22 protein-coding genes are annotated in these 10254 nt (G+C 62.2%); all 22 read left to right on the top strand.

Annotated features, from left to right (window positions below):
* Positions 1 to 293: EF-Tu C-terminal domain-related protein (locus NKJ13_RS16020; protein ID WP_477267130.1), on the top strand; the 293-nt coding region annotated here is incomplete at its 5' end.
* 63 nt (positions 294 to 356) lie between these two features.
* The gene (gene rpsJ / locus NKJ13_RS16015) at positions 357 to 665 is read left to right on the top strand and encodes a 30S ribosomal protein S10 (protein ID WP_006205468.1); all 309 of its coding nucleotides are present in this window, start codon (positions 357 to 359) and stop codon (positions 663 to 665) included.
* A gap of 96 nt (positions 666 to 761) precedes the next feature.
* Positions 762 to 1490, top strand: a complete 729-nt coding sequence (gene rplC, locus NKJ13_RS16010) for a 50S ribosomal protein L3 (RefSeq protein WP_023717519.1) — start codon at positions 762 to 764, stop codon at positions 1488 to 1490.
* Positions 1490 to 2110, top strand: a complete 621-nt coding sequence (gene rplD, locus NKJ13_RS16005; RefSeq protein ID WP_023675140.1) for a 50S ribosomal protein L4 — start codon at positions 1490 to 1492, stop codon at positions 2108 to 2110. The genes rplC and rplD overlap by 1 nt, the downstream gene beginning before the upstream one ends.
* The gene (locus NKJ13_RS16000; RefSeq protein WP_006205465.1) at positions 2107 to 2400 is read left to right on the top strand and encodes a 50S ribosomal protein L23; all 294 of its coding nucleotides are present in this window, start codon (positions 2107 to 2109) and stop codon (positions 2398 to 2400) included. The genes rplD and NKJ13_RS16000 overlap by 4 nt, the downstream gene beginning before the upstream one ends.
* Positions 2401 to 2422: 22 nt before the next feature.
* Entirely contained in the window at positions 2423 to 3256 is an 834-nt protein-coding gene (gene rplB, locus NKJ13_RS15995; RefSeq protein WP_352704050.1) for a 50S ribosomal protein L2, read from the top strand.
* Between the two features lie 16 nt (positions 3257 to 3272).
* Positions 3273 to 3551: a 30S ribosomal protein S19 gene (rpsS, locus tag NKJ13_RS15990; protein WP_006205463.1), complete on the top strand. Its 279-nt coding sequence runs from the start codon at positions 3273 to 3275 to the stop codon at positions 3549 to 3551.
* Positions 3552 to 3553: 2 nt separating this feature from the next.
* Entirely contained in the window at positions 3554 to 3943 is a 390-nt protein-coding gene (rplV, locus tag NKJ13_RS15985; protein ID WP_006205462.1) for a 50S ribosomal protein L22, read from the top strand.
* Positions 3943 to 4668: a 30S ribosomal protein S3 gene (gene rpsC, locus NKJ13_RS15980; protein ID WP_023675137.1), complete on the top strand. Its 726-nt coding sequence runs from the start codon at positions 3943 to 3945 to the stop codon at positions 4666 to 4668. The genes rplV and rpsC overlap by 1 nt, the downstream gene beginning before the upstream one ends.
* A gap of 27 nt (positions 4669 to 4695) precedes the next feature.
* Entirely contained in the window at positions 4696 to 5109 is a 414-nt protein-coding gene (rplP, locus tag NKJ13_RS15975) for a 50S ribosomal protein L16 (protein WP_006205460.1), read from the top strand.
* Positions 5110 to 5122: 13 nt separating this feature from the next.
* Positions 5123 to 5323 carry a 50S ribosomal protein L29 gene (rpmC, locus tag NKJ13_RS15970; protein ID WP_006205459.1) on the top strand — a complete coding sequence of 67 codons (201 nt, stop codon included), beginning with the start codon at positions 5123 to 5125 and terminating at the stop codon, positions 5321 to 5323.
* A gap of 11 nt (positions 5324 to 5334) precedes the next feature.
* Entirely contained in the window at positions 5335 to 5574 is a 240-nt protein-coding gene (gene rpsQ, locus NKJ13_RS15965) for a 30S ribosomal protein S17 (RefSeq protein ID WP_023675136.1), read from the top strand.
* 82 nt (positions 5575 to 5656) lie between these two features.
* A complete protein-coding gene (rplN, locus tag NKJ13_RS15960) occupies positions 5657 to 6025 on the top strand; it encodes a 50S ribosomal protein L14 (protein ID WP_006205457.1) in 369 nt (122 codons plus the stop codon).
* Between the two features lie 12 nt (positions 6026 to 6037).
* Entirely contained in the window at positions 6038 to 6352 is a 315-nt protein-coding gene (rplX, locus tag NKJ13_RS15955) for a 50S ribosomal protein L24 (protein WP_254817150.1), read from the top strand.
* Positions 6345 to 6923, top strand: coding sequence for a 50S ribosomal protein L5 (rplE, locus tag NKJ13_RS15950; protein ID WP_008875670.1), 579 nt, complete (start codon positions 6345 to 6347; stop codon positions 6921 to 6923). The genes rplX and rplE overlap by 8 nt, the downstream gene beginning before the upstream one ends.
* A gap of 27 nt (positions 6924 to 6950) precedes the next feature.
* Positions 6951 to 7256: a 30S ribosomal protein S14 gene (gene rpsN, locus NKJ13_RS15945; RefSeq protein ID WP_023675134.1), complete on the top strand. Its 306-nt coding sequence runs from the start codon at positions 6951 to 6953 to the stop codon at positions 7254 to 7256.
* 12 nt (positions 7257 to 7268) lie between these two features.
* The gene (gene rpsH, locus NKJ13_RS15940) at positions 7269 to 7667 is read left to right on the top strand and encodes a 30S ribosomal protein S8 (protein WP_006205453.1); all 399 of its coding nucleotides are present in this window, start codon (positions 7269 to 7271) and stop codon (positions 7665 to 7667) included.
* 88 nt (positions 7668 to 7755) lie between these two features.
* Positions 7756 to 8289 (top strand): 50S ribosomal protein L6, encoded by a 534-nt coding sequence (gene rplF / locus NKJ13_RS15935; protein WP_023675133.1) that lies wholly within the window; start codon positions 7756 to 7758, stop codon positions 8287 to 8289.
* 85 nt (positions 8290 to 8374) lie between these two features.
* A complete protein-coding gene (rplR, locus tag NKJ13_RS15930; RefSeq protein WP_023675132.1) occupies positions 8375 to 8734 on the top strand; it encodes a 50S ribosomal protein L18 in 360 nt (119 codons plus the stop codon).
* 83 nt (positions 8735 to 8817) lie between these two features.
* On the top strand, positions 8818 to 9381 hold the full coding sequence (gene rpsE / locus NKJ13_RS15925; RefSeq protein WP_006333394.1) for a 30S ribosomal protein S5: 564 nt from the start codon (positions 8818 to 8820) through the stop codon (positions 9379 to 9381).
* A 24-nt stretch (positions 9382 to 9405) separates the two neighbouring features.
* The gene (gene rpmD, locus NKJ13_RS15920; protein ID WP_006205449.1) at positions 9406 to 9603 is read left to right on the top strand and encodes a 50S ribosomal protein L30; all 198 of its coding nucleotides are present in this window, start codon (positions 9406 to 9408) and stop codon (positions 9601 to 9603) included.
* Between the two features lie 22 nt (positions 9604 to 9625).
* Entirely contained in the window at positions 9626 to 10099 is a 474-nt protein-coding gene (gene rplO, locus NKJ13_RS15915) for a 50S ribosomal protein L15 (protein WP_023675131.1), read from the top strand.
* The last annotated feature ends 155 nt before the right edge of the window (positions 10100 to 10254 follow it).

The following is a 10254-nucleotide window of genomic DNA, read 5'->3' as shown; positions in this document are numbered from 1 at the left end:
CCGTCAAGCCGCACAAGAAGTTCGTTGCCGAAGCCTACATCCTGACCAAGGACGAGGGCGGCCGCCATACGCCGTTCTTCACCAACTACCGTCCGCAGTTCTATTTCCGCACGACGGACGTGACCGGCATCGTGTCGCTGCCGGAAGGCACCGAGATGGTGATGCCGGGCGACAACATCACCGTCGATGTCGAGCTGATCGTGCCGATCGCCATGGAAGAGAAGCTGCGCTTCGCCATCCGTGAAGGCGGCCGCACCGTCGGTGCCGGCATCGTCGTCACCATCAAAGAGTAATTTGGACTTAAACCGATCTGTCGCGGGCGCTGCCCGCGCCGCGCCAGAACAAGGAAGTGACGCATGAACGGACAGAATATCCGCATCCGCCTGAAGGCGTTTGATCACCGGGTGCTCGACGCCTCGACACGGGAAATCGTGTCGACCGCCAAGCGCACCGGCGCCAACGTCCGCGGCCCAATTCCGCTGCCGACGCGGATCGAAAAGTTCACGGTCAACCGGTCGCCTCATGTCGACAAGAAGAGCCGCGAGCAGTTCGAGATGCGCACGCACAAGCGTCTGCTCGACATCGTCGACCCGACCCCGCAGACGGTCGATGCTTTGATGAAGCTCGACCTGGCCGCCGGTGTCGACGTCGAGATCAAGCTCTAAGGAACCAGAGGTCAGCGGGGCGACCCGGAACTCTGAAGGAACAAGAGGCGTGGAGGGGCGACAGCCCCGACAGGGAACTCTAAAGGAATTGAACCGATGCGTTCAGGTGTGATTGCAAAGAAGGTGGGAATGACCCGCATCTACAACGATGCCGGGGAACATGTTCCCGTCACTGTTCTCCAGATGGAGAACTGCCAGGTCGTGGCGCAGCGCACGCAGGAGAAGAACGGCTATACCGCCGTCCAACTCGGCGTTGGCCTTGCCAAGGTGAAGAACACGTCGAAGGCGATGCGCGGCCATTTCGCGACCGCTTCCGTCGAGCCTAAGGCCAAGGTTGCCGAGTTCCGCGTCTCCGCCGACAACATGATCGATGTCGGCGCCGAGATCACCGTCGAGCATTTCGTCGTCGGCCAGAAGGTCGATGTGACGGGAACCACGATCGGCAAGGGTTTCCAGGGCGTCATCAAGCGGCACCACATGGGTGGCGGCCGCGCGACGCACGGCAACTCGGTGTCGCACCGTACACACGGTTCGACCGGCCAGCGCCAGGATCCGGGCAAGGTGTTCAAGGGCAAGCATATGGCCGGCCACATGGGTGACACCCGCGTCACCACGCAGAATGTCGAGGTCGTCTCGACCGACGCCGATCGTGGCCTGATCCTGATCCGCGGTGCGGTCCCGGGTTCGAAGGGTGCATGGATCCTGGTCCGCGATGCGGCCAAGGTGGCGCTTCCGGCCAATGCGCCGAAGCCCGCCGCGATCCGCGCCGTTGCAACCGATGGTGCCGCCAAGAACGAGGCCCCGGCCACAGAGGGAGCGGAATAATGGACCTCAAGATTACAACGCTTGGCGGCAAGGACGCCGGTAAGCTGAAGCTCTCCGAAGAGATTTTCGGCCTTGATCCGCGCGAGGACATCCTGCAGCGCGTCGTGCGCTGGCAGCTCGCCAAGAAGCAGCAGGGCACGCACAAGGCCAAGGGCCGCGCGGAAATCGCCCGCACCGGCGCCAAGATGTACAAGCAGAAGGGTACCGGCCGCGCCCGTCACCATTCGGCTCGCGCTCCGCAGTTCCGCGGCGGCGGCAAGGCCCACGGCCCGGTCGTGCGCAGCCACGAGCACGATCTGCCGAAGAAGGTGCGTGCGCTCGGTCTCAAGCATGCGCTTTCGGCCAAGGCCAAAAGCGCGTCGATCATCATCATTGACGAGCTGAAGCTGACCGAGGCCAAGACCAAGGCACTGATCGCGAATTTCGCGACGCTGGGCCTGAGCAACGCCCTGGTGATCGGCGGCGCCGAGCTTGACAAGAATTTCAAGCTGGCGGCGACCAACATCCCGAACATCGACGTGCTGCCCATCCAGGGCATCAACGTCTACGACATTCTGCGCCGCGGCACGCTGGTCCTTTCCAAGGCCGCCGTCGAGGCTCTCGAGGAGCGCTTCAAATGACCGACCTTCGTCACTACGACGTGATCGTCTCGCCGGCGATCACCGAAAAGTCGACCATGGCTTCCGAGCAGAACCAGGTCGTCTTCAATGTTGCCAAGAAGGCGTCGAAGCCGGAAATCAAGGCCGCCGTCGAAGCGCTGTTCGGCGTCAAGGTGATGGCTGTGAACACGCTTGTCCGCAAGGGCAAGATCAAGCGCTTCCGCGGCACGATCGGCCGCCAGAGCGACGTCAAGAAGGCGGTTGTGACGCTGGCCGACGGCCAGTCGATCGACGTCGCGACGGGTCTCTGAGCAAGGTCGCGAGGACAGAACAATGACACTGAAAAAATTCAACCCGGTAACGCCGAGCACCCGTCAGCTGGTCATCGTCGACCGCTCGGGCCTCTACAAGGGCAAGCCCGTCAAGGGCCTGACCGAAGGCCTGACCAAGTCGGGCGGCCGCAACAATTACGGCCGCATCACGGCCCGCTTCATCGGCGGCGGTCACAAGCGCACCTACCGCATCATCGACTTCAAGCGCCGCAAGTTCGACGTCGTCGGTACGGTTGAGCGTATCGAGTACGATCCGAACCGCACCGCCTTCATTGCGCTGATCAAGTACGACGATGGCGAGCTGTCCTACATCATCGCCCCGCAGCGTCTGGCTCCCGGCGACAAGATCGTGGCCGGTGAATCGGTCGACGTGAAGCCGGGCAACGCGATGCCGCTGGCCTCTATGCCGGTCGGCACGATCGTCCATAATATCGAGCTGAAGCCCGGCAAGGGCGCTCAGGTCGCCCGTTCGGCCGGTGGTTATGGCCAGCTCGTCGGCCGCGACCAGGGCATGGCGATCCTGCGCCTCAATTCGGGCGAGCAGCGTGTCGTCCACGGCTCCTGCATGGCCACTGTCGGCGCCGTGTCCAACCCGGACCACGGCAACATCAATGACGGCAAGGCTGGCCGCACCGTGTGGCGTGGCAAACGTCCGCACAATCGCGGTGTGACCATGAACCCGGTCGACCATCCGCATGGCGGCGGCGAAGGCCGCACCTCGGGTGGCCGCCATCCGGTTTCGCCCTGGGGCAAGCCGACCAAGGGCAAGAAGACGCGGTCCAACAAGGCGACCGACAAGTTCATCCTGCGCTCGCGCCATCAGCGCAAGAGCTAAGAAGAGGTAACGCCAAGTGACTCGTTCGATTTGGAAAGGCCCCTTCATCGACGGCTACCTTCTGAAGAAGGTGGACAAGGTTCGTGAAGGTGGTCGCAATGAGGTGATCAAGATGTGGAGCCGCCGCTCCACCATCCTGCCGCAGTTCGTCGGCTTCACCTTCGGTGTCTACAACGGCCAGAAACACGTTCCCGTCTCGGTGAACGAGGACATGGTCGGTCACAAGTTCGGTGAATTCGCTCCGACCCGGACCTATTACGGTCACGGCGCGGATAAGAAGGCGAAGAGGAAATAATCATGGGCAAGGCCAAAGCTCCGCGCAGGCTTGCTGACAACGAAGCGCGCGCCGTGTTGCGCACGATCCGTATCAGCCCGCAGAAGCTGAACCTGGTTGCCGCGCTGATCCGCGGCAAGAAGGTCGCGACAGCGCTTTCCGACCTCGAATTCTCGGCCAAGCGGATTTCCGGCACGGTCAAGAAGACGCTGGAATCGGCGATCGCCAACGCGGAAAACAACCACGACCTCGACGTCGATGCGCTGATCGTGGCGGAAGCCTATGTCGGCAAGTCGATTGTCATGAAGCGGTTCCATGCCCGTGGCCGTGGTCGCGCCAGCCGTATCGAGAAGCCGTTCTCGCACCTCACGATCGTCGTTCGTGAAGTCGAAGAAAAAGGGGAGGCCGCATAATGGGCCAGAAAGTCAATCCGATCGGTCTGCGTCTCGGCATCAACCGCACCTGGGATTCGCGGTGGTTCGCGAACACCGGCGAGTACGGCAAGCTGCTGCACGAGGACATCAAGATCCGCAAATATCTTGAGAAGGAACTCAAGCAGGCTGCGATCTCGAAGGTCGTGATCGAGCGTCCGCACAAGAAGTGCCGCGTCACCATCCATGCGGCGCGTCCGGGCCTGATCATCGGCAAGAAGGGCGCCGACATCGAGAAGCTTCGCAAGAAGCTGATGGAGATGACCAAGTCCGAGACGCATCTGAACATCGTCGAAGTGCGCAAGCCGGAGATCGACGCGACCCTGGTCGCCCAGTCGATCGCCCAGCAGCTCGAGCGCCGCATCGCGTTCCGCCGCGCCATGAAGCGCGCCGTCCAGTCGGCGATGCGCCTGGGTGCCGAAGGCATCCGCATCAACTGCGCTGGCCGTCTCGGCGGCGCCGAGATCGCGCGCATGGAGTGGTATCGCGAAGGCCGCGTGCCGCTGCATACGTTGCGCGCCGACGTCGACTACGGCACGGCCGAGGCGAATACGGCCTACGGCATCTGTGGCGTCAAGGTCTGGGTGTTCAAGGGCGAAATCCTTGAGCACGACCCGATGGCATCGGAGCGCCGCGCCACCGAGGGCGATCATGCGCATGGCGGTGGTGGTGAGCGCGAGCGCGGTCGCCGTCGCGAAAACGCGTAAGACAGTCAGGAATTTGGAGTTAGAACGATGCTGCAGCCAAAGCGCACAAAGTTCCGCAAGCAGTTCAAGGGCCGCATCCACGGTACCGCCAAGGGCGGCACCAACCTGGATTTCGGTGGTTTCGGGCTGAAGGCGCTTGAGCCGAACCGCGTCACCGCGCGTGAGATCGAGGCGGCCCGCCGCGCGATCACCCGCGAGATGAAGCGCGCCGGCCGGGTGTGGATCCGTATCTTCCCGGACGTGCCGGTTACGTCGAAGCCGACTGAAGTCCGTATGGGTAAGGGCAAGGGCGCCGTCGACTACTGGGCGGCACGCGTCAAGCCGGGTCGCATCATGTTCGAGATCGACGGCGTCAACGAAGAAACCGCCCGTGAGGCGCTGCGTCTCGGCGCGGCCAAGCTCTCGGTCAGGACGCGCTTCGTACAGCGCATCGCAGAATAAGGACGGGCTGATCATGAAAGCCGAAGACATCCGGACCAAGACGCAGGACCAGCTGACCGACGACCTGGCCAGCCTGAAGAAGGAGCAGTTCAACCTGCGCTTCCAGAAGGCCACCGGCCAGCTTGAGAAGACCGCGCGCGTGAGGCAGGTCCGCAAGGACATTGCGCGTATCAAGACCATCGCTGCGGAAAAGTCCGCGGCCAAGAAGGCTTAAGGACGAAAACCATGCCAAAGCGCATTCTGCAGGGCACCGTCGTCAGCGACAAGAACGAGAAGACGGTTGTCGTCAAGGTCGAACGGCGCTTCACGCATCCCGTGATGAAGAAGACCGTGCGCATGACCAAGAAGTACAAGGCGCACGACGAGAACAACGCCCACAAGGTCGGTGATCAGGTGTTCATCCAGGAATCGAAGCCGATTTCCAAGGACAAGCGCTGGGTCGTGGTGTCTTCGGACCAGGCCTGATCGGGGCTAACGAAACGAATTTTGGACAGACCGGGGAGGGGTGAGAAACCCGTCCCGTTAGAAAAGAAGAAGGCGGCCAGTCATGATTCAGATGCAAACAAACCTCGACGTCGCGGATAATTCCGGCGCCCGTCGTGTCATGTGCATCAAGGTGCTGGGCGGCTCGAAGCGGAAATACGCTTCCGTGGGCGACATCATCGTGGTGTCGATCAAGGAAGCCATCCCGCGCGGCCGCGTCAAGAAGGGCGATGTGATGAAGGCGGTCGTGGTTCGCACGGCCAAGGACATCCGCCGCCCGGACGGCAGCGTGATCCGTTTCGACAAGAACGCAGCCGTTCTCGTCGACAACAAGAAAGAGCCGATCGGCACGCGTATCTTCGGACCGGTTCCGCGCGAACTCCGCGCCAAGAACCACATGAAGATCATCTCGCTCGCGCCTGAAGTGCTGTAAGGAGCCGGACCAATGCAAAAGATTAGAAAAGGCGACAAGGTCGTCGTGCTGGCCGGCAAGGACAAGGGCCGTTCGGGCGAAGTCCTTTCGGTGCAGCCGAAGGACGACACCGCGCTGGTGCGCGGCGTCAACCTGATCCGTCGTCATCAGAAGCAGTCCCAGTCCCAAGAGGGCGGGATCATCACCAAGGAAGCGCCGATCCAGCTGTCGAACATCGCGCTGGCCGACCCCAAGGATGGCAAGCCGACCCGCGTCGGCTTCATCTTCCAGAAGGACGGCAAGAAGGTGCGCGTCGCCAAGCGCTCGGGAGAAGTCATCAATGGCTAAGGCTCAAACCAAGCAGGCAACTGCCCAGAACACGCCGCGCCTCAAGCAGGTCTACAACGAGACCATTCGCAAGGCGCTGCAGGAGCAGTTCGGCTACGAGAACGAGATGCAGGTTCCGCGCATCGACAAGATCGTGTTGAACATGGGCGTCGGCGAGGCGACCGGCGATTCGAAGAAGCCTTCGATCGCGGCGGAGGACCTTGCAATGATCGCCGGCCAGAAGGCCGTTGTCACCCGCGCCCGCAACTCGATCGCCGGCTTCAAGGTCCGCGAGAAGATGCCGATCGGCGCCAAGGTCACGCTGCGCAAGGAACGCATGTACGAGTTCCTCGACCGCCTCGTGAACATCGCACTGCCGCGCGTCCGCGACTTCCGCGGGCTCAACCCGAAGAGCTTCGATGGCCGTGGCAACTATGCCATGGGCATCAAGGAACACATCGTGTTCCCGGAGATCAACTACGACAAGGTTGATCAGATCTGGGGCATGGACGTCATCGTTTGTACGACTGCGAAGACGGACGACGAAGCCAGGGCATTGCTCAAGGCCTTCAACTTCCCCTTCCGCCAGTAACGGCAGCGAGAAAAGGAAAAATCTGAAATGGCAAAGACCAGCTCAGTCGAGAAGAACAACAGGCGCCGCAAGCTTGCGGACCAGTTCGCTGCCAAGCGCAAGGTGCTCAAGGCGATCATCATGGATCAGTCCAAGCCGATGGAAGAGCGCTTCCGCGCTCAGCTGAAGCTTTCGGCGCTGCCGCGCAACTCGGCCAAGACCCGCATCCGCAACCGCTGCGAAGTCACCGGACGTCCGCGTGCCTATTATCGCAAGCTCAAAGTATCGCGTATCGCGCTTCGTGATCTCGGCAATAACGGCCAGATCCCGGGCCTGGTCAAGTCGAGCTGGTAAGGAGGACATAAGATGTCATTGAGCGATCCTCTCGGCGATATGCTGACCCGCATCCGCAACGCGTATGGCCGTAAGAAGTCGAGCGTTTCGACGCCGGCTTCGCGCCTGCGCACCCGTGTCCTCGACGTGCTGAAGGCCGAAGGCTATATCCGCGACTACAGCCAGACCGACTTCGACAACGGCAAGTCCGAAATCGAGATCGAGCTGAAGTATTTCGACGGTGCGCCGGTGGTGCGCGAAATCGCCCGGGTCTCGAAGCCCGGCCGCCGCGTCTACGTTTCGGCCAAGTCGATACCACACGTCGCCAACGGCCTCGGCATCGCCATTCTTTCGACGCCGAAGGGTGTGATGGCCGACCACGAAGCGCGCGAACAGAATGTCGGCGGGGAAATCCTCTGCCAGATCTTCTGATCTGGTATGTGACCCGTTGGAATCCGGCTTTCGGGATCAAGTCCCGAAAACCGAGACCTGAAACAAGAGAAGTGACGAGGACAACAGAATGTCTCGTATTGGAAAGAAACCCGTTTCGCTGCCGCAGGGCGTGACCGCGACCGTCAACGGCCAGACCGTGACGGCGAAGGGTCCGAAGGGCGAGCTGAAGTTCGTGGTGAACGACGAAGTGCTGGTCAAGATGGAAGGCAGCGAGATCGCTGTCCAGCCGCGCGACCAGACCAAGACCGCCCGTTCCAAATGGGGCATGTCGCGCACGCAGATCGTCAACATCCTGCAGGGCGTCAAGGACGGCTTCGAAAAGAAGCTCGAGATCACCGGCGTCGGCTATCGCGCCGCGATGCAAGGCAAGAACCTGCAGCTGGCGCTCGGCTTCAGCCACGACGTTGTCTACGAGACGCCGCAGGGCGTGACGATTTCGGTGCCGAAGCCGACGGAAATCACCGTGACCGGCATCGACAAGCAGCAGGTCGGCCAGGTTGCCGCCGAGATCCGCGAGTACCGCAGCCCCGAGCCCTACAAGGGCAAGGGCGTTCGCTATGCTGGCGAGAAGATCGTCCGCAAGGAAGGCAAGAAGAAGTAATTTTAACGCCGCGGGGAGCGGTCGCGGGAGGCTCGTCCTACCGCATATGGTTGCCCCCGTTTTTTGAAGGCAAGGAACTGATATCATGGGCTCGAAAGAATCCACCCAACGCCGCGCTCAGCGCGTCCGCCGCCAGATTAAAAAGGTTGCCGGCGATCGTCCGCGTTTGTCGGTCCATCGCACGTCGAAGAACATCTATGTCCAGGTGATCGACGACGCCAAGGGCCACACCATCGCGGCTGCTTCGACGCTTGAGAAGGAGCTCAAGGGCTCGCTCAAGACCGGCGCCGACACCGCGGCCGCAGCTGCCATCGGCAAGCTGATCGCCGAGCGTGCCTCGAAGGCCGGCGTCAAGGAAGTCGTCTTCGACCGCGGCGCCTACATCTACCACGGCCGCGTCAAGGCGCTTGCCGAGGCTGCACGTGAAGGTGGTCTGAGCTTCTAAAAACGAAATTCGCCCCGGCGACCCACAGAGGCCGCCGGATATCATCATCAACCGTGCTTCCGGAAAAAAACAAGGAACAGGATATGGCACAGGAACGTAGGGATGGCGGCCGTGGCCGTGATCGCGAAGAGCGCGACGACGGCATGGTCGACAAGCTCGTCCACATCAACCGTGTCGCCAAGGTCGTCAAGGGCGGCCGGCGCTTCGGCTTTGCAGCACTCGTTGTCGTCGGCGACCAGAAGGGCCGCGTCGGCTTCGGCCACGGCAAGGCGCGCGAAGTGCCGGAGGCGATCCGCAAGGCGACCGAATCGGCCAAGCGCGACATGATCTTCGTGCCGTTGCGCTCGGGCCGCACGCTGCACCATGACGTCGAGGGACGCTGGGGCGCGGGACGGGTCCTGCTGCGCGCCGCCAAGCAAGGTACCGGCATCATCGCCGGCGGCCCGATGCGCGCCGTATTCGAGACGCTCGGCATGCATGACGTGGTCGCCAAGTCGATGGGTTCTTCCAACCCCTACAACATGGTTCGCGCCACTTTCGACGCGCTGAAGAGCCAGATGCATCCGAAGGATGTGGCTGCCGCGCGCGGCATCAAGTATTCGACCCTTCAGGCCCGCCGCGGCACCGCCGTTGCGGCTGAAGAATAGTCGACGCTGACCAGGGATCTGACCATGGCCAAGAAAGCAACCAAGACCATCACCGTCGAGCAGATCGGTTCGCCGATCCGCCGGCCGAAGGAGCAGCGCGCAACGCTGGTCGGCCTCGGCCTCAACAAGATGCACAAGCAGCGCACGCTGGAGGATACGCCCTCGGTGCGCGGCATGATCGCTGCCGTCCAGCATCTCGTCCGCGTCGTGGACGAGGGCTGAGCCAGAGCGCAGGAGAATCCAGATGAAACTCAATGATCTGCGTGACAAGGACGGCGCGACGCACTCCAAGAAGCGTCTCGGCCGTGGCATCGGTTCCGGTTCGGGCAAGACCGCCGGTCGCGGCGTTAAGGGCCAGAAGGCGCGCTCCGGTGTCGCCGTCAACGGCTTCGAGGGTGGCCAGATGCCGCTCTACCGGCGTCTGCCGAAGCGCGGCTTCAACAATATCTTCGCCAAGAGCTTCACTGTCGTGTCGCTGGCCCGCATCCAGGCGGCGCTCGATGCCAAGAAGCTTGACGCTAAGACAGTTGTGACGGCCGAGGCGCTGGTTGCGGCCGGCGTCATCCGTCGCGTCAAGGACGGCGTGCGCATCCTTTCGGACGGCGACATCAAGGCCAAGCTTGCCTTCGACGTGGCCGGAGCCTCCAAGGCCGCGATCGAGAAGATCGAAAAGGCCGGCGGCTCGGTGAAACTGCCTGAGCAGGCAGCCGCCGAGTAACGGCAATTTGAAGCACGTTCGGCAAAGGCGGAATTCGGTTTTGCCTGCGGTCGTGCTTTGATCCGACAGATGTGGCGGCCGCATCAACGCGGCCGCTTGCATGTTTGCAGTCCGGAGCTTATCTCGTGAGCTTCGGTGACACGCGCCGCCTGAGC

The organism is Mesorhizobium sp. M0174, from assembly GCF_040322275.1.
GTDB lineage: Bacteria > Pseudomonadota > Alphaproteobacteria > Rhizobiales > Rhizobiaceae > Mesorhizobium.
This window is presented reverse-complemented; position numbering and strand designations above follow the sequence as displayed.

Excerpts from the sequence above, each read along its gene's own strand:
- rpsH (WP_006205453.1), top strand. The coding sequence starts at position 7,269 with ATGTCATTGAGCGATCCTCTCGGCGATATGCTGACCCGCATCCGCAAC.
- rpmD (WP_006205449.1), top strand. The coding sequence starts at position 9,406 with ATGGCCAAGAAAGCAACCAAGACCATCACCGTCGAGCAGATCGGTTCG.
- rplC (WP_023717519.1), top strand. The coding sequence starts at position 762 with ATGCGTTCAGGTGTGATTGCAAAGAAGGTGGGAATGACCCGCATCTAC.
- NKJ13_RS16000 (WP_006205465.1), top strand. The coding sequence starts at position 2,107 with ATGACCGACCTTCGTCACTACGACGTGATCGTCTCGCCGGCGATCACC.
- rplD (WP_023675140.1), top strand. The coding sequence starts at position 1,490 with ATGGACCTCAAGATTACAACGCTTGGCGGCAAGGACGCCGGTAAGCTG.
- rplX (WP_254817150.1), top strand. The coding sequence starts at position 6,038 with ATGCAAAAGATTAGAAAAGGCGACAAGGTCGTCGTGCTGGCCGGCAAG.
- rpsJ (WP_006205468.1), top strand. The coding sequence starts at position 357 with ATGAACGGACAGAATATCCGCATCCGCCTGAAGGCGTTTGATCACCGG.
- rpsN (WP_023675134.1), top strand. The coding sequence starts at position 6,951 with ATGGCAAAGACCAGCTCAGTCGAGAAGAACAACAGGCGCCGCAAGCTT.
- rpsE (WP_006333394.1), top strand. The coding sequence starts at position 8,818 with ATGGCACAGGAACGTAGGGATGGCGGCCGTGGCCGTGATCGCGAAGAG.
- rpsQ (WP_023675136.1), top strand. The coding sequence starts at position 5,335 with ATGCCAAAGCGCATTCTGCAGGGCACCGTCGTCAGCGACAAGAACGAG.
- rplR (WP_023675132.1), top strand. The coding sequence starts at position 8,375 with ATGGGCTCGAAAGAATCCACCCAACGCCGCGCTCAGCGCGTCCGCCGC.
- rplE (WP_008875670.1), top strand. The coding sequence starts at position 6,345 with ATGGCTAAGGCTCAAACCAAGCAGGCAACTGCCCAGAACACGCCGCGC.
- rplF (WP_023675133.1), top strand. The coding sequence starts at position 7,756 with ATGTCTCGTATTGGAAAGAAACCCGTTTCGCTGCCGCAGGGCGTGACC.
- rplN (WP_006205457.1), top strand. The coding sequence starts at position 5,657 with ATGATTCAGATGCAAACAAACCTCGACGTCGCGGATAATTCCGGCGCC.
- rplV (WP_006205462.1), top strand. The coding sequence starts at position 3,554 with ATGGGCAAGGCCAAAGCTCCGCGCAGGCTTGCTGACAACGAAGCGCGC.
- rplO (WP_023675131.1), top strand. The coding sequence starts at position 9,626 with ATGAAACTCAATGATCTGCGTGACAAGGACGGCGCGACGCACTCCAAG.
- rplB (WP_352704050.1), top strand. The coding sequence starts at position 2,423 with ATGACACTGAAAAAATTCAACCCGGTAACGCCGAGCACCCGTCAGCTG.
- rpmC (WP_006205459.1), top strand. The coding sequence starts at position 5,123 with ATGAAAGCCGAAGACATCCGGACCAAGACGCAGGACCAGCTGACCGAC.
- rpsC (WP_023675137.1), top strand. The coding sequence starts at position 3,943 with ATGGGCCAGAAAGTCAATCCGATCGGTCTGCGTCTCGGCATCAACCGC.
- rplP (WP_006205460.1), top strand. The coding sequence starts at position 4,696 with ATGCTGCAGCCAAAGCGCACAAAGTTCCGCAAGCAGTTCAAGGGCCGC.